Origin of the sequence: Corynebacterium sp. HMSC068H04 (genome assembly GCF_001811255.1) — a bacterium.
Taxonomy (GTDB): domain Bacteria; phylum Actinomycetota; class Actinomycetes; order Mycobacteriales; family Mycobacteriaceae; genus Corynebacterium; species Corynebacterium hesseae.
This window is the reverse complement of the sequence record NZ_KV803977.1, coordinates 39,178-64,828: the sequence shown is the minus strand read 5'-3', so window position 1 is coordinate 64,828 and position 25,651 is coordinate 39,178. Positions and strand designations below refer to the sequence as shown.

Genomic DNA, 25,651 nt, shown 5'->3' with positions numbered 1-25,651 from the left:
GCGTGGGACTATGTCTAGTATGACTTCGCCCTATGTCCCCGCCGAGAACGCGGCGCCTTATCCCGTGATGTCACGCCCCCAATCTGGCCGCGTGGTGGCCGGCGTGGCAGCGGGGTTGGCACAGAATCTGGGGGTTTCGGCGCTCTCCGCGCGCATCGCCTTGACCGCGTTGACCCTGCTGGGTGGGGTGGGGGCGATGGCCTATGCCGGGCTGTGGATCTTCACGCCCGCGCTTGACGACGCCCCCTCCACCCGCCGCAGCCCCCTCTCCCTCGTGCTGGTGTTCCTGGCGCTGGCGGGTAGTGCGGTGGGTGTGTTGGGGGTTTCGGGGGCGTCGCTAAGCGTGGCGGTGCCGTTGGCGGTGGTGGCCGTCGGCGCGGTGCTGGCGTGGTTGGCGTATGACCGCGGGCTGAACACGCCGGTGGGCCTGGTTGCCGTGGCGGCCGGTGCTGTCCTGGTCATCGGTGGTGTCGTGGTGGCGGCGGTGACGTGGGAGAGCGGATCGGGTTCGGCGATCCTGGCCACGGCGCTGACGCTGGTGGGCTTTGGTGCGTTGGTGGTGCCGCTGGTGCTGAAGCTCTGGCGTTCGCTGTCGCAGGAGCAGGCGGCCAAGGCGGTCTCGGAGGAGCGCGCCGAGATTGCCGCCCGCCTGCACGATTCGGTACTGCAGACGCTGGCGCTGATTCAGAAGCGGGCGGGGGATTCGCGTGAGGTGACGCGTTTGGCGCGCGCCCAAGAACGCGAGCTGCGCGCCTGGCTTTTCGACGCCCCCTCCGCCGCCCCCACCACCTGCTTCGGAGCCCTCGAAGCGGCGTGCGGGGAGGTGGAGGACCTCTTCGATATGCGGGTATCCGCTGTGACGGTGGGGGAGGATGCGGAGCTGACGGAGGCTGCGAAGTTGCTTATTCAGGCGGCGCGCGAGGCTATGGTCAATGCCGGCAAGCACGCGGGCGTGGACGCGGTGGATGTCTACGCGGAGTTGTTGGCGGGCGAGCTGAGTATCTTTGTGCGTGATCGCGGGGTGGGTTTCGACGTGGATGCTATTCCCGCTGATAGGCACGGGATTCGTGACAGTATTCGCGCGCGCGTAGAGGGATCTGGTGGGCGCGTGCGGATTTCCTCGACCCCGGGGGAGGGCACCGAGGTGGAGCTGGCGGTAGCGTTATGAGCATGGTGAAGGTCTTTTTGGTTGATGATCATTCCGTCTTCCGCGCGGGCGTGCGCGCCGAGTTGGCGGCGGCCCCGGAGATTGAGATCGTGGGCGATGCGGGCACCGTCGCGGAGGCACTGGAGGGCATTGCGCGTACTTCGCCGGACGTGGTGCTTCTTGATGTCCACATGCCCGATGGCGGCGGCCTCGCCGTTATTAACGCGACGGCTAATCAGCCGGCGCGGCCGGTGTTTTTGGCGCTGAGCGTGTCGGATGCGGCGGAGGATGTGATTGCGCTGATTCGGGCGGGCGCGCGCGGCTACGTGACGAAGAATATTTCCGGCCCGGACCTGGCCGAGGCGGTGGTGCAGGTGCATAGCGGGGACGCATACTTTTCGCCGCGCCTGGCGGGCTTTGTCCTTGACGCTTTTGCCTCCGGATCGCCCGCACCGGAGCCGGAGGAGGGGCAAGACCCGGCGGTGGATGCGCTGACGCGCCGCGAGCTGGAGGTTTTGCGGTTGCTTGCGCGCGGCTATACGTACCGCGAGATTGGCAAGCAGCTGTTCATCTCGGTTAAGACGGTGGAAACGCACGCCTCCAATATTTTGCGCAAGACCCAGCAGTCCAACCGCCACCAGCTCACGCGCTGGGCCACCTCGCGCGACCTGGCTTAAGTCGCAGCCTAGGCAGGGGGTGCGTAGGCGAGCTTGCGGGAGCCGTCGACGTGGGGAAAGAGCAGGAAGGCCGCGCCCGCGACGAGCGCCCACACCAGCGCGCTGCCCCAGGCAGGTAGTGCGAGGAGCGGGGAGAGCATAACCATCAACCACAGCACCATGAGGGGAATAAGCTGCGCGGCGTTGGGCAGCATGGTGACGTTGTGGCGCTGGGCATAATCGCGCAGGTCCGCGCGGTAGGGGTGCAGGAATACGAGCGCGCAGGCGGCGATGAGGAGAAGCAGGCTGAGCCCCATGGCGAGCCCGAAGTGGATGCGGCTGGTGCCTGCCGCCACGGCGGCACCAGCCAGCAGCGAGGCGCCGAGGCGTACCCACGGCGGGGTGGGGATTGGGGTGGTGTGCGCGCGGAGGGGATTCATGGCGCCTAACGCTACCAGCGCAATTGCGCGTGTCCGGGGAGAGGTTCATAATAGGAGCCATGAATCAAACAGGTGTTCGCGTAGTGGGCGGCTCACGGGCCGACCAGATTGCGGTTCTACGCGCCCAGATTCAACGCCTGGAAACCCCGGATGATTCGGTGCAGGTGCAGCCGGACGCGGAACTTCTTGGCGTCCCTGAAAAGTTATCTGAGCTGCTACCGGGCGGTGGCCTGCCGCGTAAGCGGGCAACCGTCTGCGCGGAATGTGCCGCGCTCGTGGTGGAGCTGATAACTCATGTTAGCGCGGTGGGCGGACACGTCGGGGTAGTGGGCTGGCCGGATCTATCACTCGCACAAGTGGCCGAGGATGGTGATGTCTCCCGGGTCATCACGGTGCCCGACCCGGGCGCGGAGCCCTGGGCGGTAACTAGCGTGCTGTGTGAGGGGCTGGACCTCGTCGTGCACAAGGGGACAGGTGCGCTGAGCCCCACCCGGGCGCGCCCCGTGCTGGCGAAGGTGCGGGCAGGGCAGGCGGCCCTGCTCACCGTGGGGACCCGGCTGCCGGGCACGGCCGTGGAGATCGGCGCGGAGGTCGTCGCAGTGCGTGGCTTGGGCCGGGGCAGCGGGCGGATTCGGGGGGTTGATATAGGGGTGCGGGTGGCGTCGGCAAGCATGCGCCCGCGGCGTGGAGTGCTCACGTGCGGGCAGCGACCAGACACGCGCCCGCACTTGGAGGCGGTGTGAGGGTCGCGGCGCTGTGGTTCCCGGATTGGCCTATCCAGGCGCTGCAGGACGCAGACAGGACAGCATGTGCTATCGCCGCCCAGCACCGCGTGGCGGTGTGTAACGCGGCGGCGCGCCGGGCGGGGGTGCGCCGCGGAATGCGCGTGCGCCAAGCCCAAGCCGTCCTGCCGGAGCTGCGCGTGGAGGAGGCCAACCCGGACCGGGACGGGGTGGTGTTCGCGGAGATTGCCGCGGGCCTGGACGCGGTGGCTTCGTCGGTGGAGGTGCTGCGCCCTGGGCTGGTCATCGTGGACGCGGGCGCGGCCGGGCGTTTCCACGGCAGTGAGGCGAAGGCGGTGGAGATGCTTGTCGACGCCACCTCCAGATCCCACCTCGACGCCACTGTCGGCGTCGCGGACGAGATTGCCACCGCGCTGATTGCCGCCCGCCACCGCAACCTGGGCGCGGTGGTGCCGGTAGGAGGGTCGCGCGACTTTCTGGCTAAGCAGCCGGTGGGTGTGCTGGCGGCGGAAGTGGCGCTGGGCTGTGCGGCGGACGTGGTTCATTCTTTAGAGCAGCTGGGTGTGCGCACCTTAGGGGAGCTGGCGAGCCTGCCGCTGCGCCAAGTCACCACCCGTTTCGGCGAGGCCGGGCGGCGGTGCCACGCGGTGGCCGCGGCCGCACCGGATCGGCGCGTGGCACCGGAACTCGCGCGCCCTGACCTGGGCGTGGAGCAGGGCTTCGAGGAGCCCTTGGAGCGCGTGGATGCTGCGGCTTTCGCTGCGCGTCAGCTCGCGGCGCGCCTGCACGTGCTACTCGAGGAAGCCGGCGTGGTGTGCCTGCGCTTGCGCGTTGCTGCGGAATTTGAGGGTGGCGAGCGCCTGGAGCGGATCTGGCGTACCCAGGAAGCGCTCAGCGAGGCCGCTACAGCGGACCGCGTGCGCTGGCAGCTCGATGGTTGGCTGAGTGCTGCGCGGGCGGGGAGTGCGCCGGGTGAGGGAGGGGGCATCGCCAAGCTGGCGTTGGAACCGGTGGAGGTCGCCCCGCCGGGGGACGGGCTTTTGTGGGGCGCGGATGAATCCACCGAGCAGGCCAAGCGTGTCATCGCGCGCGTGCAATCCCAGCTGGGGGTGGACCGCGTGCTGCAGCCCCGCCCGGCGGCCGGGCGCGGGGTGGCCGAGCGCATCGAGTACGTCCCTTATGGCGAGCAGCGCGACCCGCAGCCGGAGGGCACGTGGCCGGGGCGCATCCCGGCGCCGCTTCCGGCGATCCTGGCGCACCCGGCTGCGAGGATTCGGCTTATCGACGTCTCCTCGAAGGACATCATCGTCACCGCCGAGGCCCTCCTTTCCGGGGAGCCAGCAGGCCTGGGGTGGGGCCAGCACCGCTACCGGGTGACTGGGTGGGCCGGCCCGTGGCCCGTGGATACCGGGTGGTGGGAGGCGGGTGCGGCGCAACGCTGCGCGCGCCTGCAAGTCGTCGGGGAAAACGACAAAGGCCAGCGCGCCTGGCTCCTCGTGTGGGCAGGCGGGCGCTGGTCGGTGGAGGCAACCTATGCCTGAACGGCTTAGTTCAAGATGTCGATGACCAGGCGCGTCGGCGCCCTGAGCACCTGCACCGAATACGGGTGGCGTTCGTTAAGCCCGATAACGAACTGCGAGCGAGCCTCGAAGGTACCGCCGCTGACCACCTGGGTAACTAGGCCGCCGGCGCCATTTACGGTGCCGATATTCGGGTCTTCCATGTTGAGCTGGAAGGGGTAGGCGGTGCCGTCGATGCTGACGTCGAGCGCGGTGGAGCCTTCATAAGCAATCGGGTTGCCGGATCCTTGCTGGGCGGGGGCATCGGTGTAATCAATGAACCAGCCCGGCGAACCATCCCCGACAAACTCGAAGACCACGCGGTCAAATCCCTCGTGCTTACCCACGCGGACATCGGTCACCACCAGCTCCGAGGGGGCCGGTGGGCGGAGGGTTTTCATCTCCATGTTGGCGTCGCCCAGCGGGGTCAGCCCAGCCGGTGCGGCGGGGGAGGGCGCAGTGGGAGTGACGGTAGCGGTGGAAGTGGAGGCGCCGGACAGGGTGGCGTCGAGAGTCTTCGTGGGGTCGCCGGTACTACCATCCGGGGAGGAAGAAGGAGCGCATCCCTGAAGCACGAGCGCACCCGAGACAACGAGTGCGGCCACTGGGGCGACTGTGCGCAAGAGATTGTGTTTCGGCATAACTTCGAGCGTAGTGGCACTTCGGGGAATTATATGCATCGAGCTAAGCATCGTAACCACATTGTTGTGAAGCAAGTGATGCCAGTTAAGATGGCGCCATGACCTTCTGCTCCGACGTCCAGGTCGAGCCCCTGGCTGGTACCGCTAAACAAGAATCTGTGTACGTCCTTTTTGAGTGGCCCACGGCGTGGTCTCGCGACGTGCTTGACGGACGTACCTTTGACCCCGGCTTGACTGCGAAGCTCAAGGCCAAGCTCAAAGGCGTGGCGGGCCTGCAACTCATTCGCCGCCCCGGGCGCGCCGGGCATGAACGGAGGACGGGGCACTTCCGTTGTTTCGTCGTGTGGGCGCGCGAGGGGCTGGTGCAGGATTACACCCTGAACGGCCCGGAGGACATTCTTGACCTGGATCTTGAGCATCCCACCGGCACGTGCCTGCCGCTGGTGCTCGTGTGCACCCACGCCAAGCGCGATGCCTGCTGCGCCATCAAGGGGCGCCCGCTGGCTGCCTCCCTGGCATGCGAATTTGAGGAGACCGTGTGGGAAACCTCCCACACCAAAGGCCACCGCTTCGCGCCGTCGGTGCTGCTGATGCCGTGGGGCTATTCCTTTGGCCGCCTCAACGTGGAGGCCGGCCGTGAGCTCGTGGGCAAGGCGCTGCACGGCGAGTATTTCTACCCCGCCAACCGTGGTTCCGGCCTCACCACGCCCCGGGGCCAGGTAGCGGAGCTCGCGGTGGCACGCCAGCTTCTCGACGCCTCCGAGACCCTCCACTACGGCGACCTCACCGTCGACGCGACAGATACCGCAGCGGCAGGTACTGCCGCTGTGCGACACCGCGACGGCCGCGCATGGGACGTGGAGCTGGAAGAAAAAGAGGCCTCCGGCGTTGTCTCCTCCTGCGGAGACAAACCGAAGACCTCTCGAATCTACGTCGCGCGTCGCGTCGAAAAGCGCAGCGTATAGATAGGGGTTGGCGTGGTTAGCGGCGCATAATCTTGGCCGAGAGCCAGTTGCCGAAGAACTGCGCTGCCTGCACCAGCACGATAATGATGAGGGTTGCCACCACGGTGACTTCCCACTCGAAGGCGCGGTAGCCGTAGACAATAGCGAAGTCACCCAGGCCACCGCCGCCGACGTAGCCCGCCATCGCGGACATGTCGACGATGCCGATGAACAGGAAGGTGTAGCCCAACACCAGCGGGCCCAGTGCCTCCGGAATGATGATCGTGGTGATGATTTTCCACGGCGAAGCGCCCATCGCGCGGGCCGCCTCAATCACGCCCGGATCCAGCGCCACGAGGTTCTGCTCCACGATGCGCGCCACCGCGAAGGTAGCCGCAATCACCATGACGAACGTGGCCGGTTCACGGCCGATGGAGCTTCCCAGCACCGCCACCGTCAGCGGCTGGACAAAGGCCAGCAGGATGATGAACGGGATCGGGCGAATGAAGTTCACCAGAATGTTGATGACGAAGTGAATGGGCTTGTTCTGCAGGATGCCGCCCGGGCGCGTGGTGTAGAGCAGAATGCCCAGCACGAGGCCGATGATGCCCGCAAGCACCAGGGTCGTGGCGACCATGATGAGGGTGTCCTTGATGGCGTCGACAAGCGTACTGCCCAGTCGGTCCCAATTGGCCTGCGCGAGGTAGGTGACGTTCATCGTTGAATCTCCTCAATCTCGGTGGTGCGTTGCATGTGTGCGTAAAAGTCTTCGATGGCGGCGTCCGGGCCGTTGAGGCGGACGGTGATCTTGCCAAAGGAGTGCTTCTGCAAGGTGGTGATACCGCCGTGGACCACGGCGATGGACACGCCCTCGTCCGCGAGTTTGCCCGCGGCATCGAAGAAGCCGGACTTCTCCGTCAGGTTGATGGTGAACAGGCGGCCCTCGTGGGCCAAGAGGTCATCGGCCTCGACGACGTCCGGGGTGTTGCGCAGCGAGGTGGCCACGAATTTCTCCGCCACCTTGGTTCGGGGATTGGAGAAGACCTCATAGACACTGCCGGACTCAATAACGTGGCCGCCTTCCATGACGGCGACCTTGTCTGCGATGGAGCGCACGACGTCCATCTCGTGGGTAATGACCACGATGGTGATGCCGAAATCGCGGTTGACCTTGCGCAGAAGGTCGAGAACCTCATGGGTGGTGGTGGGGTCGAGCGCTGAGGTGGCTTCATCCGCCAGCAGCAGGGAAGGGTTATTAGCCAGGGCGCGGGCGATGCCGACGCGCTGTTTCTGGCCGCCAGAGAGCTGCTCCGGGTAGTTATCGCCCTTGTCCGCCAGGCCGACGAATTCCAGCAGTTCCTGGACGCGCTTTTTACGCTCCTGCTTCTCGACGCCCTGCAGCTTCAGCGGGTACTCAATATTGCCCGCCGCGGTGCGCGAGGACATGAGGTTGAACTGCTGGAAGATCATGCCGATGTTGCGGCGAATGCCCCGCAACTTGGATTCGGGGAGGGGGACGACGTCGGTGCCGTCGAGAAGCAGCTGCCCTGAGGTCGGCTTATCGAGGCCGTTGATCATGCGCACCAGCGTGGACTTGCCCGCGCCGGAGAAGCCGATGATGCCGATGATCTCACCGGGCTCGACGGTCAGGGAGACATTATCGAGTGCGGTGGTGGTGGTTTTCTTGTTTTTAAAGACTTTGGTGATGTTGCGGAATTCAATCCGGGTGCCCTGGTGGGCGCCAGTGTGTTCAGTCACGTGGTTTTCCTTTGTACGTGTCCGTGTAGTGAATAAGCAGGGAGTAACGGGCAAAATCCCCCGGGTCACGCAAACGAGCGTGAGCGCGGGGGAGGGGGAGATTTGCTTAGCTAGAGGAGGCTTCCTCTTCCAAGCGCTCCAGAATCTCCTGAAGCTCTGACTGGGGTTTATCCACGAAGATGGTGGTGCCACCCGTGGTGTCTTGCACCGCGGCCTTCACCTCATCAGAGAGGTAGAGTTCAGCCAGCTTCTTGACCTTCTCATTGTCCTTGTCCTTTTCCTGCACAGCCCACACGTTGACGTAGGGGTCGAACAGGATCTCCGGGTCGGCGTTGGGGTTTTCCGGGTCGTCGTAAAGCACGGCGTCGGCCGGGTTGATACCCGCACGCTTGAAGAAGGAGTTGGTGATGATGGCAGGCTTGCCTTCGCCGAAGGCGGACGGAGTCTGGGAGGCATCGACCGGGGTGATGGTCACCTTGGAAGCGGACTCGTCGATATCGGCGGGATCCGGGGTGAGCTTGCCCTCTTCCTTGAGCTTCAGCAAACCGTTGGCTGCCAGCAGGTTGATGGCGCGGCCCTGGTTCGTGGCGTCATTCGGAATGGCGATGTCCTGCCCCTCGATGCCGTCGATGCTGTCGTGGCCCTTCCAGAACAGAGGCATGGGGTAGACCTGCGTGGACGCAACTGGGACAAGGTTTGTGCCGTTGCCCACGTTGTACTCGGCGAGGAACTTTAAGTGCTGGAACTTGTTGGTGTCCGTGCTCCCCTCAGCCAATGACTGGTTGGGGGTGGCGTAGTCGGTAAAGCTCTTCATCTCGATCTCGATGCCTTCCTTGGCAGCGAGCTCTTTGAGCACGCCCCACTCCGGAAGCTCGGCGTCGGTGGTGCCGATGATGATGGGATCCTCGGCGGTACCAGCGGCGAAATCGGAGCTTGCAGACGAGCAGGCGACCAAGCTGGTAGCGGCAGCGAGGCTAGCTACAGCGGCTGCTACGAGACGGCGGATGCGCATGATTCGTCCTTTGCTAGTTAGTCAGTGAAGGCTGCTTAAACCTGCTCCTCGAGGCGGTCCAGAATCTCCTGGAGCTCCTCCTGGGAGCGGTCCACGGCCACGGCGGTGTCGCCGGAGGACTTCAGGACCGCGTCGGTGACCTTCTGGTCCTTCCACAGCTTGGCCAGCTCGTGGAGGGTTTCGTTATCGGCGTCGTCGGCACGCACGGCCCAGACGTTGATGTAGGGCTCGGCCTCGGTGGAGTCCGGGTCATCCTGAGCAACGGCAGACTGCGGGTCAATGCCGGCGCGCTCGAGGAAGGAGTTGTTGATAACGGCAGGCTTGCCCTCGCCGTACGCGGCCGGGGTCTGGGCGGCGTCCACCGGGGTGACCTTGACCTTGGATTTCTTCTCATCGATGTCCAGCGGGGTCGGGGTCAGCGGGCTGCCCTCCTTGAGGGTGACCAGGCCTTCCTGGACCAGCAGGCCGATGGCGCGGCCCTGGTTGGTGGAGTCGTTCGGGATGGCGACTTCCTGGCCCTCGACGTCACCGAGGTCCTTGTGGTCCTTCCAGTAGATGGCCAGCGGGTAGATCTCGGTAGCTGCCAGCGGGACGAGGTCGGTGCCGTTGCCCTTGTTGTATTCAGCCAGGAACTTCAGGTGCTGGAACTTGTTGGTCGTCAGCTTGCCCTGGTCCAGAGCCTGGTTCGGGGTGTTGTAGTCGGCGAAGTTTTCCAGCTTGACGTCGAAGCCGGCCTCCTTGGCCAGGTCCTGGAATACGGCCCACTCTTCCATGTTGGCGTCGGTGGTGCCGATGGTGATGGTGGAGTCCTTGGTAATGGCCTCACCGGAGTTCTCGGACTCGGCGGAGTCCGAGGAGCAAGCAACCAGGCCAGTTGCAGCGATGACGGCTGCCGAGGTGGCAGCAAGTACGCGACGGATGCTCATAGTGGGTTCCTAGTGTCCCTTCTTGGTTTGTGCGGCAAGTCGTATCACCGCAGGAGTATGCACTGCACGAAAAACTAGCAACGATTGAACCGCTTTGTCTATCCGAGTATTTGTTCAACGAAAACCTTGACTGGAATACATGTTCGAATATAGTGTGTGGGGCTATGAGGTTCAATGGGGGTGAGGCGCTGCCGTGGTCCCGGGTGGAGAGGATTCTCTCTGGCCGCCCAGGGCCCGTCCCGGTGCCGGTGGACCACCTTCCGGGGGCGGCAGAGGAGCCGAAGGCTGGGCATTCCGCCGTGCCCTTCGCGGAGCTGCATGCGGTGAGCTCGTATAGCTTCCTTCATGGTGCCTCCGAGCCGGAGGAGCTCGTGGCGCGCGCCGTCGAGCTGGGCCTGCGGGGGATTGCGCTGGTAGATAGGGATGGATTCTATGGCCTCATGAAATTTGCGGAGGCTGCTGCCAAGGTGGGGCTGCCCGCCGTCTTTGGTGCGGAGCTCAGTCTGGATCCGGCCCCGCTGACGGTCTTGGCGCGCACACCGGAGGGTTATCGGCGGCTATCCCGACTCATCGCCCGCGCCCACATGGAGGCGGGGGAGAAAGGGGCGGTGTCCTATCCTCCTCTGCCGGAGATCGGTGCGCAGCTGCAGGATGAATGCCTCTTCCTGGTGGGCTGGGAGTGGGCGGAGTATTTCGATCTTTTGGTCGATGGAATAAAAATAGACAGCATGGTTCTGGAGTATGCATGTACCCAGCTTCCGGAAGACGCGGACCATCACCTATTGCTGGATTCCTTGCCGGTTCCTCGCGCCATCGCTACCGCGCGCCCAGCTGCCGCCACACGGCAACACGCGCGGCTGGCCGGCGCCAAACAAGCCTTGTCCAGACGCCTCGCGCTTGCCGACGCCTCCCCCAACTCCCACCCCATGGGCTCGTCCTGGCTGCGCTCCGGGGAACAGATGGCGCAGCTGTTTCCAGACCGCCCGGAACTCATCGCGGAAACCGTCCGCGTCCTCGAGGAATGCAGCTTCACCTGGGAGGCGCTGGCCCCGAACCTCCCTGACTTCGACGTGCCGGAAGGCCATACCGAGATGTCCTGGCTAGAACACCTCACCTTCGAGCGCGCGGCAGCGCGCTATGCCACGCGGCCTAAGGAGATTCGGGAGCGGGCGTGGGAGCAGATGCGGTATGAGCTGGGCGTCGTTAAGCAGCTGGGCTTTCCCGGTTACTTCCTCATCGTGTGTGATCTCGTGGATTTTTGTAAACGGGAGAACATCCTGTGCCAGGGGCGCGGATCGGCGGCGAATTCGGCGGTGTGTTTCGCGCTGGGGATTACGAATGCGGAGCCGATTTCCGCGGGCCTACTTTTTGAGCGCTTCCTCTCCCCGGACCGCGATGGCCCGCCGGATATCGACATCGATATTGAATCGGGGCGGCGCGAGGAGGTCATTCAGTACGTCTATGCCAAGCACGGCCGCGAGCGCGCCGCGCAGGTGGCGAACGTGATTACGTACCGCCGCAAAGGGGCGTTGCGGGATGCTGCCCGCGCGTTGGGCTACCCGCAGGGTTCGGCCGATGCCTGGTCGAAGGGGATTGCGCCCGCGCCTTCGGACGTCGAATCCTTGGCCGAGCAGTTTATAGGGCAGCCGCGGCACCTGGGCATTCACTCCGGCGGCATGGTGCTGTGCGACCGGCCAATTGCGGATGTCGTGCCCGTGGAATGGGCGCGCATGGAAAACCGCTCGGTGCTGCAGTGGGATAAGGATGATTGTGCCGCGGCCGGGCTGGTGAAGTTCGACCTGCTGGGCCTGGGCATGCTCGAAGCCCTGCATTACATGATGGACTTGGTGGAGGAAAGCACCGGCAGGGTGGTCAACCTGTGGGAGCTGGACCTGGCTGACCCGGAAGTCTATGACATGCTCTGCCGCGCGGATGCGGTGGGCGTGTTCCAGGTGGAATCGCGCGCGCAGCTGAGCACGCTGCCGAGGCTCAAGCCGCGGGTCTTCTTCGACCTCGTGGTGGAGGTCGCGCTCATCCGCCCGGGTCCCATTCAGGGCGGGTCGGTGCACCCCTACCTGCGCCGCCGCGATGGCAAGGAGCCGGTGACCTATGACCACCCGGTGCTGGAGAAGTCCCTGGGCAAGACGCTGGGGATTCCGCTTTTTCAGGAGCAGCTCATGCAGATTGCGGTCGATGCCGCCGGGTTCAGCGGCGCGGAGGCGGATGACTTGCGGCGCGCGATGGGTTCGAAGCGCTCGCCGGCCAAGATGGCGGCGCTCAAGCAGCGTTTTTATGAGGGTCTGGAGGAGGCCAACGGGATTGTCGGGGAAGTGGCGGACAAGTTGTGGGCCAAGATTGTGGCCTTCGCCGCGTACGGCTTTCCGGAGTCGCACTCGCAGTCTTTTGCCTCCTTGGTGTACTTTTCGGCGTGGTTTAAGCGCTATTACCCGGCGCAGTTTTGTGTGGGCCTGTTGCGCGCGCAGCCGATGGGTTTCTACTCGCCGCAGTCGCTTATTCAGGACGCCCGCCGCCACGGCGTGGAGGTGCTGCCGGTCAGTGTCAACGAGTCGGGCCGCGAGGCGCGCGTGGTGGTGGGCGCGGACGGTCAAGCGCGCATCCGCCTGGGGCTTAGCCTCATCAAGGGATTAGGGAACAAGGCCGCCGATCGCATTGAGGCGGCCGCGCCGTTTGGCGACGTCCCCGATCTCTCCCGCCGCGCCGACCTCACCGTCGATCACGTGGAGGCCCTCGCGGTGGCGGGGGCCTTGGATGTCTTTGGGGTGGACCGCCGCCAGGCATTGTGGCAGGCGGGCGTGGCCGCAACGGAACGGGCGGGGATGCTGCCGGGGCTGTCTGCGATTGAGGCGCCGTCCTTGCCGGGGATGAGCGCTTTCGAGCTCATGGCGGCGGACGTGGCCAGCACCGGCGTGACCCACGACCAGCAGCCGATGGAGCAGGTGCGTGGGGCATTGCAGGCCCGCGGCATCCTATCGGCGGCGGATTTGCCGGGCGTGGAGGATGGCACCCGCGTGCGCATCGCCGGGGTGGTCACACACCGCCAGCGCCCGCAGACCGCGGCCGGTGTGGTCTTCTTCGGCCTAGAGGATGAGACCGGGCTGATGAACGTGATGGTTACGCCCGGCCTGTGGGCTCGGGATAAGGTGACGGCTCGGACGGCGCCTGCGCTCATCGTGCGCGGCATCGTGCAGAATGCCTCCGGGGCGGTCACCGTTGCCGCGGACCAGCTGGAGCCGCTGGCCTTCGGCGAGGCCCTTTCGCGCGGCTCGCGGGATTTCCGCTAAGAGGTTTATTCTTTTGAGATGAGCTCGTCGCGGTTCATCTTTCCCGCCAGGGAACGGGCCACCGAGAATGGCACCCACACCATGAGCAGCAGGATGATCTTGAGGTAGAGCTGGGACACGAACACGCCGTCCATGATGGGCATGGTTCGGGCACCCCAGGCGATAAGGCCAGTCACTGGCAGCAAGATGACGAGTGCTGCGAGGGAGAACTTGAGGCCGTCGTCGCGGGCTTCGACGTGCTGCTGCATTTAGTACTCATCGAGCTCCGTCGTGGGCAGGTCTGCGGCACCTATCGCTCCGCGCAGGCGGGCGGTCAGCAGCGCGGTGAGCAGCGTTCCGAGGCAGGCCACCATGAGTGAGGTAAAGGAGTCCCAGAACTGCAGGGGGAGGGACAGGATGATGAGGCAGGAGGAGAGATCGGCCAGGGTGATGTAGCGCTTGCGGGTCTTAACGGAATCGGGAATGGTGACGGCGGACATGAGCGAGTTAGTCCTTTCGGTAGATTTCGGAGGACATGGGAGTGAATTCGGTCCGGGAGAACACGGCTTCCACGGGTAAGTCAAAGACCTCGCAGATATTGAAGGCGAGATCCAGGCTTGGGGAGTGGTCGCCGCGCTCAAGTGCGCCGATGGTTTGGGGGTTGACCCCGATGGTGTCGGCAAGCTGTGCGCGCGTCATGTCCCGTTCAACGCGAAGCACGCGGACCCGGTTAAATAGTGGGCGGGTTGGCTTTTTCTTTGGGGACATGCACCACAGTGTTGTATAAACCCAACAACTTGTCAAGGGTTCATGTTAGTGTGTTGGCATGAACCCCGTATCCCCGTCACTCACGAAAGCCCGCTACATCACGAATTTGAGCTGGGACATTATCCTCGCCGCCCTCGCTGCCGCCGCAGCGTATTTCTGGTGGGATTGGCTCTATTGGGTCGCCGGCACGTTTCTCGTGTGGGCGCTCTACGAACTGTGGCTCATCCCCGCACAGGTCAAAAACTTAGGCTGGCAGGAAACCGCCGACGAACTACTGGTCACCCGCGGAAAAATCTGGCACACCTTCACCGTCGTGCCCTACGGCCGCATCCAGTTCGTCGACGTCACCGCCGGCCCCGTCGAGCGGGCGATGGGGCTGAAAAAGGTGAAGCTGCACACGGCGTCGCCCAGCAGTGACGCCACCATCCCTGGCCTCCTTGCTGCCGACGCCGACGCCCTGCGCGAGCGCCTCGCCGTTAAGGCCCGCGAGAGGATGAGTGGGCTGTGAAGGACCACGCGCTTATCGACGCCGACGGCTACACCCGCGTCCACCGCTTTACCCCGCTGTTGCGTTTTTGGTCGCTGATTCTGGCCTTGGTGGCCGTTCTCGCGGTGAACGTCAACGCCTCCATGGTGTCGGACGTTCTGTCCTACGTGCAGGGTGGGCACTTGGGTGAGGTCGGCCGCGGCACCCTGCTGGGCATCGGTGCCTTCGTGCTGGTGTGCACGGTGATTTGGCTCGTCTCCGGAATTTGGTGGCGCAAGCTGGGCTACAAGCTCACCGAGGATGAAATCGCGCTGCGCCACGGTGTCATCTCAACGTCTTTCCGTTCCGCGCGCTATGAGCGCATCCAGGCGGTGGATGTCGTGGAATCCATCATCGCGCGCCTATTGGGCTTGGCCGCAGTCCGTGTGGAGACCGCGGGCGGCACCTCCTCCGTCATCAAAATCGAGTACCTGACCAAGGCGACAGCGGAGGAGCTGCGCGCGGAGCTGCTGCGGCGCACAAATAAGGGGTCTGCCAGTGAGCCAGCGCCGGAAACTCCCGCCGCCTTGATTCCGGAGATTCCCATCCTGCGCACGATTGCCGCTGAGGCTTTGCGCCTGCCCACGTTGGTTACCGCACTCGTCATCGGCGGCCTGCTCTTCCTCCCCGGGATGTGGACCGCGCTGCTGCCTATCATCGTGGGCTTCGTGGGGCGGGTGTGGAGTCTGGTGGATTCCTCGTGGACGTTCACCGCGCTTCACGACGCCCCCGCCAACGCCCTCAACGTCTCCTACGGTCTTGCCGACCGCCGCCGCCAAACCATCCGCATCAGCCGCATCCACGGCGTGCGGGTGAGCCAGCCTTTCCTGTGGCGGCGCTTCGGCTGGTACGAGGTGCACGTCTCGGTGGCCGGGTATGGCGCGAAGGGCGGCGGCAAGCAATCAGGTTCCACGCGCATCCTGCCGGTGGGCACCCGCGAGCAGGCGCTGGAGTTGCTAGCCCTCATCTCCGATCTAGACCGCGCGCAGATTGAGGACTATGCGCGCCCCGAAGGTCACACCCAGCCCACTTATACCTCCCCGCGCCGGGCGACGTGGATCAGCCCCATCGACCGCAAGCAGCAGTCGGTGACGCTGGTGGAATCGCCTCAGCCCGTGACCATCGTGCACCGCGGCCGCATCAACCGCCGCGTCATGGTGATTGGCACCCCGCACATCCAAGAGCTCACTCTCAAGGTGGGGCCGTTGGGTCACCTCGCGGGTGTGCGCACCGTGCGCTTCGACCTTGTGGCGGGCCCAGTCAAGATGGCCGGCCAGGACCTCACGCCTGCCGACGCCTCCGCGCTCCTCACCCGCTTGCGCTCCCGCCGCCTTCCTGCCATGGAAGCCGCGCTGGGGCCGAGCAGCCTCCAGCAGGACCTTAAGCCCGGCGACGAAGCTTAAGCAGCACCGGTCCGCGGGTGTTGCTGGGGCCGGCACACGCCGAGGCCGCCGAACAGGACCCGCATCCGCCCGCGGGGCAGGAGCCGAGTGGCTCCATATCGAGCACCCCGCTGGCGGTGAGGTGGTCCAGGATGAGGTCCACCGTGCCGGGTTCCAGCCCGGTCTGCGCCGCGATGGCTACGCGCGAGCGCACACCGGATTCGATGGCTTGCTGCACGGCGTGAATGGGCGAGGCGGACACTAGATAAACACCCTCAGAATCTGGAAGGCCGCCACTGCCAGCACCCACGCGGTGGCCAGCTGAATGCCGAAACCGAAGAGCGTCCAGCGCCAGCCAATCTCGCGGCGCTGCGCGGCAATCGTGGCCACGCAGGGTGTGTAGGCCAGCAGGAAGAGCATGTAGGCCCACACCGCGGCGAGGGGATGGCCACCGGAGGCGCGGTTGAAATCTTGACGCACATGGTCACTGAGCGCGCTGTGGGATTGTTCCTCCGCGGAGGCGTCGGTGACGTCGTCGACGGCGTAGGTCTGCGCCCATGTCGAAATCAGCGCCTCCTTGGCCACGAAACCCGTGACCAGCGGACCAGCCAGGGACCACGAGTCGAAACCAGCCGGGGCAAAGGCCGGGGCGATGGTGCGCGAGACCGCGCCGTAGGCGGAATCCTCCGGTGCTGGTGGCTCGCCCAAGGTAGTCTCGTGCACCGCGGCCCCAACCGGGATGGCCATGAGCAGCCACACCACGACCACGGTAGTCACGATGATGCCGCCGGCGGTCTGCAGGAAGCCCTTCAAACGCGTCCACATCACGCTCAGCGCCAGGCGCACGGTGGGCAGCTGGTACGTCGGCAAGTCAATAACCAGCGCTTCTTCAGGCACCGCGCGCCACAGCGTCTTTCGCAGCGCCAAGCCAACGAGCACGAGCAACGCGATGGAGATGACGTACATGAGAAACACCACGCTGCCGGCGTGCTCTGGGAAGAACGTGGCCGAGAGCATGACGAAGACCACCAAGCGCGCCGAGCACGAGGTAAACGGGATGAGCAGCGCCGTCATAATGCGATGCCGCGGGCTTCCCAGCACGCGCGTGGCCGAGATCGCCGGCACGTTACAGCCAAAGCCCACGACAATCGGGATGAAGGCCTTGCCCGGCAGGCCGATGGCCCGCATAAGGCGGTCGGTCACCACCGCCGCGCGCGCCATGTAGCCGGAATCCTCCAGCACCGCCAAACACAAAAACATCAGCGCCATGAGCGGGGCAAAGGTGAGGACCATGCCGACGCCACCGATGAGGCCGTCGACAAGCAAGCCCGTAACGAGGGGGTGACCTAAGCCGATGGCCTCAAGCCCCGCCCGCGCCCAATCGCTCAAGGGGCCGGAGACCAACGCCTCCAGGCCATCCTGGAGGGGAGCGGCCACCGTGGTGGTGATCTGAAAGACCAGCCACATCACGGCAAGAAACAGCAGCGGACCCACGACTGGGTGGAGGGCCACCGCGTCGAGGCGGTGGGACAGGGGCGTCGCGTGCTCGACCTCGCTCACCGAGGCCTTCGCCGCCGCATCCAGCTCCGCAAAGCGGCCCTCCAGGCCGGTGTCTTCGCGCAGTTGCACGGGCTCAGCCGCCAGAGAATCTACAACAACCTCTCGCAGCTTCTCGACGCCCTCCCGCTTACGCCCATCAACCTCCACCACCGGGATGGAGGTGGCCTCAGCGAGCGCAACGGGGTCCACCGTTTGCCCCTGGTTGAGGGCCACGTCGGTCTTCGTCAGCGCGATGATGAGGCGGTAGGGCTGCTCCGCCAACTGGAGGGCCACGTTGAGGCCGCGCGCGACGGCGCTGGCATCGACGACCACGACGACGGCGTCGGGGCGCTCATCATCGGGGCAATCGATGAGCATGGCGCGGGTGAGCGCCTCATCGGGGCTGAGCGGATCGAGCGAGTAGGTGCCGGGGAAGTCGATGAGATCGGCGGTGGATTCACGCAGCTTCCACGCACCGCGGCTGACCTCAACGGTGGTTCCCGGCCAATTGCCGGTCTGCGCCTTCGCGCCGGTCAGAGCATTAAAGAGCGTGGACTTGCCGGAATTCGGAGAGCCGACGAGCGCGATGATGGGTGCTCCGGCAGGGGCTAGCGCGCCGCCCGGATCGCCGTGGCAGCTGGGTTTCGTGGTGGCCATGGTTTAGACCTCGATGGCTTGCAGTGTTGCCTTGTCGATGGCATAGCGGCAGCTGCCCACCGAGACAACGCGCGCGCCGCCGGCCACGCGCGGGCCCATGGTCAGCGTGGCGCCGGGGCGGATGCCCAGCTCGCCGAGGCGCACTGCCAAGGCGGCGTCACAGGTGCAGGAAATGCACTCGTTTCCCAAGGTGATGGTGCATCCCATGGGGATGGCGTCGGCGGTTTGCCGTGGGCACCCAGACAACTTCACGGTGAGCTCTCTTTCTCTAAAGCATTACCGTTATAGGTTAACCTAAGTAAATATAGGTCTGTCTAGTTTTTCGCCGCTTTCGGTTAGGTGATCCTCACCACGCGGCGCTCGAGGGCGCCGCGTTTCGTATGCGTTGCCTGAATTAGTTTGTCCAGCTGCTCACCTGGCGCAGCTTTTGGCGGTTCTTCAGCCGCGACTGGCCCAGCTTGCGGGACATGCGGTCCAGAATCTCAATGGCCTCCGTGATGTGCGGGCCCTTGTTGAGCATGACGCACTCCGCGCGCAGCGCATAGCCCGCGTCCGTGATTTCCGCGCGGGAGGGAAGCCCCGTCTTGGCCAGGGTCTCCAGCACCTGCGTGGCCATGATGACCGGGATATGTGCCGCCTCCGCGACCTTCATGATCCGCCCCGGCACCTGGACCATCTCCTCGAATCCCAACTCCACGGCTAAGTCACCGCGCGCAATCATGATGCCGAACTTGGCATGGCGCATGCCTTCCAGCAACACGCTTCCCAGCTGCTCATAGGCCGGCACTGTTTCAATCTTGAGCACGATGCCCAGGTCACGCACGCGCTGCGCCATCTCCTCGGACTCCTGCTCGGCGGCAATCTCCTCGAGCGTGTCATAGAGGAAGGCCACATCAGCTGGCGTGCGGATGAAAGAGACCGCCGCGATATCGCAATGCGTGGCCACAAAACGCAGTGCCTCGATGTCCTCTTCGGTGAGGCTGGGCAGCGGGACCTCGGTATCTGGCAGGTTGATTCCCTTATAGGCGGCCAGGTTGGTGCCGGTGGGCCCGGCGTGCTCCACGGTGATGACAGCCTCGCGCTCAGCGCCGTTGCCCCGCACCTTGCGGACGCGGCCGGAGATTGCGCCATCATCGAAAATCACCCGGTGACCCACCTCCAGCGCACCGACCACCTCCGGCAGCGTGCAGCCAATTGTGGTCACCTTGCCCTCGATAATGCGCGCCGGCTCCTGCGAAGTGCTCAGCACCAACTCCTCGCCGCGGTGCAGGCGAATCTTCTGCTCCAGTGCCGGAACCCCATGCACCTGCGTGGTGTCCCCGCCGTGGCTCAACACCGTTCCCTCGGCGAGGTAGCAGTTGCGATCGCCGTGCAGCACCGCCACGCCTGCTTCCGCGCTCTCCACGGTGAACACACGCGAGCGCCCGCGCGCTTCCGTGAAGCGCACCTCGCTGCCGGGGTGCAGGCGCGCCAACCACTCGTCATCCACCTCCAGCGCTACCGCCGGGCGGGCCGCGCTTGGCGACGCCTCCCCCGCCACCCCCTGGGCGCGGGTAGAGGAGGGGGCGTCGTGAAGCACGAGCGTTGCCGGGCTCAGCAGCTCACCTGCCGCGGTGCGCTCGCCGCGCACGCGAATGACCTGCGGACCCGGCTCGATGCTGCCGGTGCGGACCTTGGGGCCAGCAATATCGCAGGAAATCAGGATCTCGCGCCCCACCTCCTCGGCGGCGCGGTGGACGTGTGCCACCATCTTCTGCCAGGCATCCTGGCCATCGTGGGCGCAGTTGATGCGGGCTAGTTCCATGCCCGCGCGGGCGAAACCGAGGACCAGCTCATAGTCATCTGCGGCCTCGGTGGGAAGGGTCACCATGATGCGCGCGTGGGTGTCCTCCTGGGTGGGGCCGAGGAGGGCTTCGGTGTTGGCATCGAGGATATCGTCCGCGTCCGCATAGGCCGTGGCAATCGGTTGCACGGGGTAGGTCGGTGCGTGGCCATCGAAGGCGTCGAGCACGTTGCGCGCGGCGTGGAGGCGCTCAAGCACTGCGGGCTCCGGGTGGCTGAGGCTCGTGGCGCCCAACGCGGTGAGGCCTTCCTGGATTTCGACGGCGTCCTGGGAGCGCAATTCCATGTAGCGCACGAGGTTGACCGCGCCGGGGCGGTGGACGGGATCCACGCGCGCGATCTGCGCGGCGTGCGCGGCAGACGAAGCTTCGACGCGGGTAGTGAGGGAATCAAGAAGTGGGCGCAGGCTAGGCAAGGTGTCTCCTTCGTTGTGAAAGTCCACCCACATTGTGCCGCGACTTGTTAGACCGCGCCACGGAAGCGTTAGAGCTATCCGTGGATGGTCAGCCCCCAGTGATTAATGGCGCTGCCGATCTCCATGGCACCGAGAAGAGTCTTGTTGCTATCGGAGACGTTGGAACTGACACCTAGTGCCCACACACCAGAGTTATCAATTGCGAAGACCGCGCCGCCAGAATCGCCGCGATCAGAGATATTTCGAAAGTAGAACAGGCCGCCGTTGCCAATACTTTCAAACTCACCGCACGAGTACCCAGTCGTTGCACCGAGCCGACAAATCATCATGTTTCTTCGCTGAGCTTCCTGTGGTGTGATCCACCCTTGCATTGGTAGATCAAGCGGGAGGGAGGAGGTATAGCGAGCGTCACCGAGGAGTTCAATGAGGCCGATGTCAGTGCCGTAGATGCCTCCGTGGGCGTCCTCTTGGAGGTAAGACTCGACCATTTCTCCTACATACTCCCAATTATTCTGGGCATCCTGAACGTAAAACTGGTCACCCAGTTTGCCGCAGTGTCCCGCGGTGATAATGAATAAACGCTCTCCTCGGGAAGCTAGAAAACCTGTCGAGCACGTGCCATTTCTGGTCTCGTTGACAATTCTTCCGCCGGGGACGATTCCACCTGGCTGTTTTAGCCATTCCCAGTCAACGGAGTTGTGATAGTAAATGCCTCTGTTGTCATCGCGGCCGCTCTGTCCGGAAGGATCGTTGCCTGGGTCGATCGCGGTCCGCTGAACTGGTGGCTCTGCCAAGGTTTGTTGCTGGCTGGTCGTTACGGTGCTAGTAGAAATTGAGCCGCTTGTCGTCGCGGATGTCGAAACAGGAGCTGCAAGAATCTCAGATATTTCTGCGCCAGCGGAGTTTTCCTTGGTGCTTTCCGAGTTCGCTGTGGGCCCGGCATCTGTGTCAGAACAGCTGGAAATCAGCACGGCGGCACTGAGGACCGCGAGCAGACGGCACCGGCGGCTAAGAGAAGGGGCGGTGGTGAAGAGAGACATACAGAAACTTTCGGTAGCGAGGGCAGGAAACAAGCAGGCTGTTCACAGCTAATGGCGGTGTAGGTCAGGCCCAATGTTCCTCGCGACTGAATTTGTCTACACCGCGCCACGGAAGCCGAGCTGGCGCCAGGCCTCGTACACGGCCGTCGATGCCGCGTTAGACAGGTTCATCGAGCGCCTGGCCGGCATCATGGGGATGCGCACGCGCTCCGTTACGCGCGGGTGGAAGGCGTGTTCCTCAGGCAGGCCGGTTGGCTCGGTGCCGAAGAGGAGGACGTCCCCCTCCTGGTAGTCGATGTCCGTGAACCACTTATCTGTGTGGGTGGTGAAGGCGAAGACCCGCGCACCGGGCAGGGCTTCCATGCAGGCGTCGAAGTCTTTGTGGATTTTGAGATCCGCCAGGTCGTGGTAGTCCAGGCCCGCGCGCTTGAGGTGTTTGTCCTCGAAGTTGAAGCCGAGCGGCTCGATGAGGTGCAGGCTCGCGCCCGTGACGGCGGCGGTGCGGATGGCGTTGCCGGTGTTGGTGGGGATCACGGGGTTGTCGAAGACGATGTGCAAGCTGCTCATAGGCATCAGTCTAGGATGGTGGGCATGAGCGCTACCAAACTAGATGGCAACTTGTACCGCGACGAGATTTTTGAGGACCTGGCCCAGCGCGTGGCCGTCCTCAAGAAGAAGGGGATTACCCCGGGACTGGCCACGGTCCTGGTGGGCGATGATCCGGGTTCGCATTCCTACGTGAAGATGAAGCACCGCGATTGCGAGAAGCTCGGAATCAATTCGATTCGCAAGGACCTGCCTGGCGACGTTACCCAGGAAGAACTCGAGCGCGTCATCGAAGAGCTCAACAATGACGATGCTTGCACCGGCTACATCGTGCAGCTGCCGCTGCCGAAGCACCTGGATGAAAACCGCGTGCTCGAGCTCATCGACCCAGCCAAGGACGCCGATGGCCTGCACCCGATCAACCTGGGCAAGCTGGTGCTCAACGAGGACGCCCCGCTGCCGTGCACGCCGAACGGTTGCATCCACCTGCTGCGCCGCTTCGGCGTGGAGCTCGATGGTGCCAAGGTCGTGGTCATCGGCCGCGGCGTGACCGTGGGCCGCCCGATTGGTCTGATGCTGACCCGCCGCAGCGAGAATTCCACGGTGACGCTGTGCCACACCGGCACCAAGGACTTGGCCGCGGAGACCCGTGAGGCCGATGTCATCATCGCGGCCGCTGGCAAGGCACACATGCTCACCGCCGATATGATTAAGGAAGGTGCCGCGGTTCTCGACGTCGGCGTGTCCCGCGTCGACGGCAAACTCGCCGGCGACGTGGCTGAGGACGTCTGGGAGAAGGCCGGCTACGTTTCCCCGAACCCGGGCGGCGTGGGCCCGCTGACGCGCGCGTTCCTGGTGAGCAACATCGTCGAGCGCGCCGAAAAGCTCGCCGCTCAGTAGCGTGTGAAGTCGAGCGCTCGAGTAGTGAGTATGTCTGAGCAACCAGCACAGCCGCGCGGGAAAACTGCGCCGCCGGTGTCTTTATCGAACCCGCACGATGTGCACCTGAAGCCCTCGGCGCTGCCGCCGGCTCTTCAGTGGTTGGCCATCGGCTTGTTCGTGGCGGCGGTTGTGGTGTCGGGCTTCTATGCCGTGTTCGAGCACTGGCGCCGCGCCACGCTGCTGCTGGGCGGGGCGCTGGTGTGGCTGACGGTGGTTCGTCTGACCTGCGATTCCTCGCGGGTTGGCGTGCTCGCGGTGCGCTCCCGGCGCTTCGATGCCTGCTTTACAGGCATCTTGGGCGCGGCGATGGTGTTCATGGCCTTTTCCATCGACGCGCTTGGATCGTAACGCGTTTGGCTCCCGGAAAGAGCCAAACGGCTTCTTAAATGTAATACTCGTCGCCCACGTACGCAGGGCCCACGTCTAAGCCATTTGGCGCCGAGAGCAGCAGGAAGTTGCGCAGGATACGGTTCATCTGCCGGGTCTCCGTCAGAAAAGCATCGTGTCCCACGGGGGAGACAATCTTGGCCATCGCCAGCAGCTGGTTGACGTTGCGGGAGATGTGCTCCTGCTGGTGATAGGGGTAGAGGATATCCGTGTCCACGCCCACCACCATCGTCGGCACCTGGGAGGCCGCCAACGCCTTGATGAGCCCGCCGCGCCCGCGGCCGACGTCATGCCGGTTCAGCGCCTCCGTGAGAACCACGTAGGAACCCGCATCGAAGCGCTCGGTGAGCTTAGCCCCCTGGTAATCCAGATAGGAGTTCACCGCGAAACGCTGGTTGAGCTGGCGGTGCGGCCCCAAGGGATTCTCGCCTTGCTGTGCGGTAGCGCCGAAGCGCTCGTCGATTTCCTGCTCGCCGCGATACGTCAAATGCGCGATGCGGCGCGCCGCCGCCAAACCATCCCGCGGAGTCTTGTCCGTGAGGTAGTAATTTCCGCCATGCCAAAACGGGTCGCGCTCGATCGCGGAAATCTGCGCGGATTGGATGCCAATCTGCCAGCCCGAAGCCCTGGCCGACACCGCAATCACACACACCGCCGACACGCTTTCCGGGTGCAGCAAGCTCCACTCCAGAGTCCGCGCCCCGCCCATCGAGCCGCCGAGTACCGCGTGCACACGCGAAATACCCAGCTTCTTCAAGCAGTCGTGCTCGGCCTCCACCAAGTCCCGAATCGACAGCGCCGGGAAACGCCCGCCCCACGGCTTTCCATCCGGGTGCAGCGACTTTGGCCCCGTCGAGCCGTTGCAGCCACCCAGCGCATTGGTCGCGATAACGCACCAGCGCGTGGTGTCCAGGGCCTTGCCCGGGCCCACCAGGTCGGACCACCAGTCCGCCACGTTGGAATCCCCGGTCAGCGCGTGCTCGACCACCAAGACATTGTTGACGCCGTCCGGGTCGCCGGCGAAAGCGCCCCAGCGTTGGTAGGCCACGTGGGCGTCGGCAAGCACGGCGCCTGCTTCGGTGGTGAAGTCACCGATGGGGACGACGGCGAGCTCGCCTTCGGGCGCGAGCTCCGGGATGGCGCTAACCAATGGCCGCGAACCCACGCTCGAGGTCGGCGATGATGTCGTTGACGTCCTCAATACCGACGGACAAGCGCACCGTGGCCTGCGTAATGCCCGCGGCCTTGAGCGCTGCCTCATCGGACTGGGAGTGCGTGGTGGTCGCCGGGTGCACCACCAATGAGCGGGTATCGCCGATGTTGGCCAGGTTCGAGTGCAGCTTCAGCGCATCGATAAACGCCCACGCCTCCTCGCGGCCGCCGTCGATGTCGAAGGAGAGCACGGAGCCGGTGTAGTCATAGCCCAGCTTCTCCTTGGTGGCCTTGTACGGCGAGGACTCCAGGCCGGCGTAGTTGACCTTCGTGACCTTGGCGTGGGACTCCAGGTACTCGGCCACGGCCTGGGCGTTGGCATTGTGCTTCTCGACGCGCAACTGCAACGTCTCAATGCCATTCAGCGTCAGCCAGGCGTTGAAGGGGGAGATGGCGGCACCCGTATCGCGCAGCAGGCCGGCGCGCGCCTTGACGGCGAAGGCCGGCGCGCCCAAGTCGGCGTACTTGAGGCCGTGGTAAGCCTCGTCTGGGGTGACGAAGTAGGGGAAGACGGGCTCGCCGCCGCGCTCGACGGTCCAGTCGAAGGAGCCACCGTCGATGATGGCACCACCGATGGCGGAGCCGTTGCCGCTGTAGAACTTGGTGGTGGAAACCACGACGATGTCTGCGCCCAGCTCCAGCGGGCGGGCCAGCGCGCCGGTGGCGATGGTGTTATCCACGATGAGCGGGACCTGGTTCTTGTGCGCTACCTCAGCGATGGCGGGGATGTCGAGGACATCGGCGACTGGGTTGCCGAAGGTCTCGCCGTAAAAAGCCTTCGTGTTCGGCTGGACGGCGTCCTGCCAGGATGCCGGGTCGTCGGGGTTCTCCACGAGGGTGACATCGATGCCGAGGCGCTTCAAGGTCACGGTAAAGAGGGTGGAGGTGCCACCGTAGAGGCGCGGGGAGGTGACAATGTGGTCGCCGGCGGAGGCCAGGTTCAAAATGGCCGCGGTTTCGGCGGCCTGGCCGGAGGCGAAAGCTACGGCGGCGACGCCGCCCTCGAGGGAAGCGAGGCGCTCCTCCAGCGCGTCCTGCGTGGGGTTGGTCAGGCGGGTATAAATCGGGCCGGCATCCGAGAGGTTGAAGCGGTTGGCGGCGTGCTCGGCGTCGTTGAAGACGTAGGAGGTGGTTTGGTAAATCGGCACGTTGCGTGCGTTGGTGGAGCCGTCCAGGTTCTGGCCGGCGTGGAGGGCGCGGGTGGCAAAGGACCACTCGTTTACTGCGGAATTATCGTATTTGGTGCTCATGTCAGGAAAGGCTAGACCAAGCGGTTCAGTGCCGTTAG

27 protein-coding genes are annotated in these 25,651 nt (G+C 64.7%); 10 read left to right on the top strand and 17 right to left on the bottom strand.

Annotated features, from left to right (window positions below; translation table 11 throughout):
• Positions 1 to 19: 19 nt before the first annotated feature.
• Entirely contained in the window at positions 20 to 1,168 is a 1,149-nt protein-coding gene (locus HMPREF2792_RS02905; RefSeq protein ID WP_198530288.1) for an ATP-binding protein, read from the top strand.
• Positions 1,169 to 1,170: 2 nt separating this feature from the next.
• Positions 1,171 to 1,824: a response regulator gene (locus HMPREF2792_RS02900; RefSeq protein ID WP_029158950.1), complete on the top strand. Its 654-nt coding sequence runs from the start codon at positions 1,171 to 1,173 to the stop codon at positions 1,822 to 1,824.
• 8 nt (positions 1,825 to 1,832) lie between these two features.
• Here the strand turns inward: HMPREF2792_RS02900 and HMPREF2792_RS02895 are convergent, their stop codons facing one another.
• On the bottom strand, positions 1,833 to 2,243 hold the full coding sequence (locus HMPREF2792_RS02895) for a hypothetical protein (protein ID WP_070530729.1): 411 nt from the start codon (positions 2,241 to 2,243) through the stop codon (positions 1,833 to 1,835).
• Positions 2,244 to 2,302: 59 nt separating this feature from the next.
• Between HMPREF2792_RS02895 and HMPREF2792_RS02890 the strand changes: the two genes are divergently transcribed.
• Both HMPREF2792_RS02890 and HMPREF2792_RS02885 read left to right on the top strand, forming a co-directional pair.
• Positions 2,303 to 2,986, top strand: a complete 684-nt coding sequence (locus HMPREF2792_RS02890; protein WP_070530727.1) for a hypothetical protein — start codon at positions 2,303 to 2,305, stop codon at positions 2,984 to 2,986.
• Positions 2,983 to 4,527: a Y-family DNA polymerase gene (locus HMPREF2792_RS02885; RefSeq protein ID WP_070530725.1), complete on the top strand. Its 1,545-nt coding sequence runs from the start codon at positions 2,983 to 2,985 to the stop codon at positions 4,525 to 4,527. The genes HMPREF2792_RS02890 and HMPREF2792_RS02885 overlap by 4 nt, the downstream gene beginning before the upstream one ends.
• A 5-nt stretch (positions 4,528 to 4,532) precedes the next feature.
• On the opposite strand, the gene HMPREF2792_RS02880 is transcribed toward HMPREF2792_RS02885, so the two are convergent.
• Positions 4,533 to 5,186 (bottom strand): AMIN-like domain-containing (lipo)protein, encoded by a 654-nt coding sequence (locus tag HMPREF2792_RS02880; protein ID WP_070530723.1) that lies wholly within the window; start codon positions 5,184 to 5,186, stop codon positions 4,533 to 4,535.
• A 98-nt stretch (positions 5,187 to 5,284) separates the two neighbouring features.
• Between HMPREF2792_RS02880 and HMPREF2792_RS02875 the strand changes: the two genes are divergently transcribed.
• Complete coding sequence (locus tag HMPREF2792_RS02875) at positions 5,285 to 6,151, top strand: sucrase ferredoxin (protein WP_070530721.1); 867 nt, start codon at positions 5,285 to 5,287, stop codon at positions 6,149 to 6,151.
• A 16-nt stretch (positions 6,152 to 6,167) separates the two neighbouring features.
• On the opposite strand, the gene HMPREF2792_RS02870 is transcribed toward HMPREF2792_RS02875, so the two are convergent.
• The 4 genes from HMPREF2792_RS02870 to HMPREF2792_RS02855 form a co-directional block, all read right to left on the bottom strand.
• Positions 6,168 to 6,848, bottom strand: coding sequence for a methionine ABC transporter permease (locus HMPREF2792_RS02870; RefSeq protein WP_070530719.1), 681 nt, complete (start codon positions 6,846 to 6,848; stop codon positions 6,168 to 6,170).
• A complete protein-coding gene (locus HMPREF2792_RS02865; protein WP_070530716.1) occupies positions 6,845 to 7,888 on the bottom strand; it encodes a methionine ABC transporter ATP-binding protein in 1,044 nt (347 codons plus the stop codon). Before HMPREF2792_RS02865 ends, HMPREF2792_RS02870 begins: the two co-directional genes overlap by 4 nt.
• A 106-nt stretch (positions 7,889 to 7,994) precedes the next feature.
• The gene (locus HMPREF2792_RS02860) at positions 7,995 to 8,900 is read right to left on the bottom strand and encodes a MetQ/NlpA family ABC transporter substrate-binding protein (protein WP_070530714.1); all 906 of its coding nucleotides are present in this window, start codon (positions 8,898 to 8,900) and stop codon (positions 7,995 to 7,997) included.
• A gap of 35 nt (positions 8,901 to 8,935) precedes the next feature.
• Positions 8,936 to 9,826 (bottom strand): MetQ/NlpA family ABC transporter substrate-binding protein, encoded by an 891-nt coding sequence (locus HMPREF2792_RS02855; RefSeq protein ID WP_070530712.1) that lies wholly within the window; start codon positions 9,824 to 9,826, stop codon positions 8,936 to 8,938.
• A 164-nt stretch (positions 9,827 to 9,990) separates the two neighbouring features.
• Here HMPREF2792_RS02855 and HMPREF2792_RS02850 point away from each other — a divergent pair, with 164 nt between their 5' ends.
• The gene (locus HMPREF2792_RS02850) at positions 9,991 to 13,128 is read left to right on the top strand and encodes an error-prone DNA polymerase (protein WP_070530710.1); all 3,138 of its coding nucleotides are present in this window, start codon (positions 9,991 to 9,993) and stop codon (positions 13,126 to 13,128) included.
• 5 nt (positions 13,129 to 13,133) lie between these two features.
• Here the strand turns inward: HMPREF2792_RS02850 and HMPREF2792_RS13235 are convergent, their stop codons facing one another.
• From HMPREF2792_RS13235 to HMPREF2792_RS02840, 3 genes are read right to left on the bottom strand one after another with little or no spacing between them, the layout of a single operon-like run.
• Complete coding sequence (locus HMPREF2792_RS13235) at positions 13,134 to 13,376, bottom strand: hypothetical protein (RefSeq protein WP_232748444.1); 243 nt, start codon at positions 13,374 to 13,376, stop codon at positions 13,134 to 13,136.
• Positions 13,377 to 13,607 (bottom strand): hypothetical protein, encoded by a 231-nt coding sequence (locus HMPREF2792_RS13230; RefSeq protein ID WP_232748442.1) that lies wholly within the window; start codon positions 13,605 to 13,607, stop codon positions 13,377 to 13,379.
• 7 nt (positions 13,608 to 13,614) lie between these two features.
• Positions 13,615 to 13,875, bottom strand: a complete 261-nt coding sequence (locus HMPREF2792_RS02840; RefSeq protein WP_070530708.1) for a helix-turn-helix transcriptional regulator — start codon at positions 13,873 to 13,875, stop codon at positions 13,615 to 13,617.
• Positions 13,876 to 13,933: 58 nt separating this feature from the next.
• Between HMPREF2792_RS02840 and HMPREF2792_RS02835 the strand changes: the two genes are divergently transcribed.
• Together HMPREF2792_RS02835 and HMPREF2792_RS02830 are read left to right on the top strand one after the other, a co-directional pair.
• Entirely contained in the window at positions 13,934 to 14,383 is a 450-nt protein-coding gene (locus HMPREF2792_RS02835; RefSeq protein WP_070530705.1) for a PH domain-containing protein, read from the top strand.
• Positions 14,380 to 15,804 (top strand): PH domain-containing protein, encoded by a 1,425-nt coding sequence (locus HMPREF2792_RS02830; RefSeq protein ID WP_070530703.1) that lies wholly within the window; start codon positions 14,380 to 14,382, stop codon positions 15,802 to 15,804. Before HMPREF2792_RS02835 ends, HMPREF2792_RS02830 begins: the two co-directional genes overlap by 4 nt.
• Here the strand turns inward: HMPREF2792_RS02830 and HMPREF2792_RS02825 are convergent.
• The 6 genes from HMPREF2792_RS02825 to HMPREF2792_RS02800 form a co-directional block, all read right to left on the bottom strand.
• Positions 15,782 to 16,045, bottom strand: coding sequence for a FeoC-like transcriptional regulator (locus HMPREF2792_RS02825; protein ID WP_070530701.1), 264 nt, complete (start codon positions 16,043 to 16,045; stop codon positions 15,782 to 15,784). The two genes, HMPREF2792_RS02830 and HMPREF2792_RS02825, sit on opposite strands and share 23 nt — an antisense overlap.
• Positions 16,045 to 17,979 (bottom strand): ferrous iron transport protein B, encoded by a 1,935-nt coding sequence (gene feoB, locus HMPREF2792_RS02820; RefSeq protein ID WP_070530699.1) that lies wholly within the window; start codon positions 17,977 to 17,979, stop codon positions 16,045 to 16,047. The genes HMPREF2792_RS02825 and feoB overlap by 1 nt, the downstream gene beginning before the upstream one ends.
• Before the next feature lie 3 nt (positions 17,980 to 17,982).
• Positions 17,983 to 18,231 carry a FeoA family protein gene (locus HMPREF2792_RS02815; RefSeq protein ID WP_070521454.1) on the bottom strand — a complete coding sequence of 83 codons (249 nt, stop codon included), beginning with the start codon at positions 18,229 to 18,231 and terminating at the stop codon, positions 17,983 to 17,985.
• A gap of 142 nt (positions 18,232 to 18,373) precedes the next feature.
• Positions 18,374 to 20,269 (bottom strand): pyruvate kinase, encoded by a 1,896-nt coding sequence (locus HMPREF2792_RS02810; RefSeq protein WP_070530696.1) that lies wholly within the window; start codon positions 20,267 to 20,269, stop codon positions 18,374 to 18,376.
• A 41-nt stretch (positions 20,270 to 20,310) separates the two neighbouring features.
• Positions 20,311 to 21,276: a chymotrypsin family serine protease gene (locus tag HMPREF2792_RS12960; protein WP_154762124.1), complete on the bottom strand. Its 966-nt coding sequence runs from the start codon at positions 21,274 to 21,276 to the stop codon at positions 20,311 to 20,313.
• A gap of 96 nt (positions 21,277 to 21,372) precedes the next feature.
• Positions 21,373 to 21,843 carry a tRNA (cytidine(34)-2'-O)-methyltransferase gene (locus HMPREF2792_RS02800; protein ID WP_070521448.1) on the bottom strand — a complete coding sequence of 157 codons (471 nt, stop codon included), beginning with the start codon at positions 21,841 to 21,843 and terminating at the stop codon, positions 21,373 to 21,375.
• 24 nt (positions 21,844 to 21,867) lie between these two features.
• On the opposite strand from HMPREF2792_RS02800, the gene HMPREF2792_RS02795 reads away from it, so the two are divergent.
• Together HMPREF2792_RS02795 and HMPREF2792_RS02790 are read left to right on the top strand one after the other, a co-directional pair.
• On the top strand, positions 21,868 to 22,722 hold the full coding sequence (locus HMPREF2792_RS02795) for a bifunctional methylenetetrahydrofolate dehydrogenase/methenyltetrahydrofolate cyclohydrolase (protein ID WP_070530822.1): 855 nt from the start codon (positions 21,868 to 21,870) through the stop codon (positions 22,720 to 22,722).
• Between the two features lie 75 nt (positions 22,723 to 22,797).
• Positions 22,798 to 23,112, top strand: a complete 315-nt coding sequence (locus tag HMPREF2792_RS02790) for a DUF3017 domain-containing protein (protein WP_083306374.1) — start codon at positions 22,798 to 22,800, stop codon at positions 23,110 to 23,112.
• 34 nt (positions 23,113 to 23,146) lie between these two features.
• On the opposite strand, the gene HMPREF2792_RS02785 is transcribed toward HMPREF2792_RS02790, so the two are convergent.
• Positions 23,147 to 24,301 (bottom strand): homoserine O-acetyltransferase MetX, encoded by a 1,155-nt coding sequence (locus HMPREF2792_RS02785; protein WP_232748440.1) that lies wholly within the window; start codon positions 24,299 to 24,301, stop codon positions 23,147 to 23,149.
• Entirely contained in the window at positions 24,294 to 25,613 is a 1,320-nt protein-coding gene (locus HMPREF2792_RS02780) for an O-acetylhomoserine/O-acetylserine sulfhydrylase (RefSeq protein WP_070530690.1), read from the bottom strand. Before HMPREF2792_RS02780 ends, HMPREF2792_RS02785 begins: the two co-directional genes overlap by 8 nt.
• Between the last annotated feature and the right edge of the window lie 38 nt (positions 25,614 to 25,651).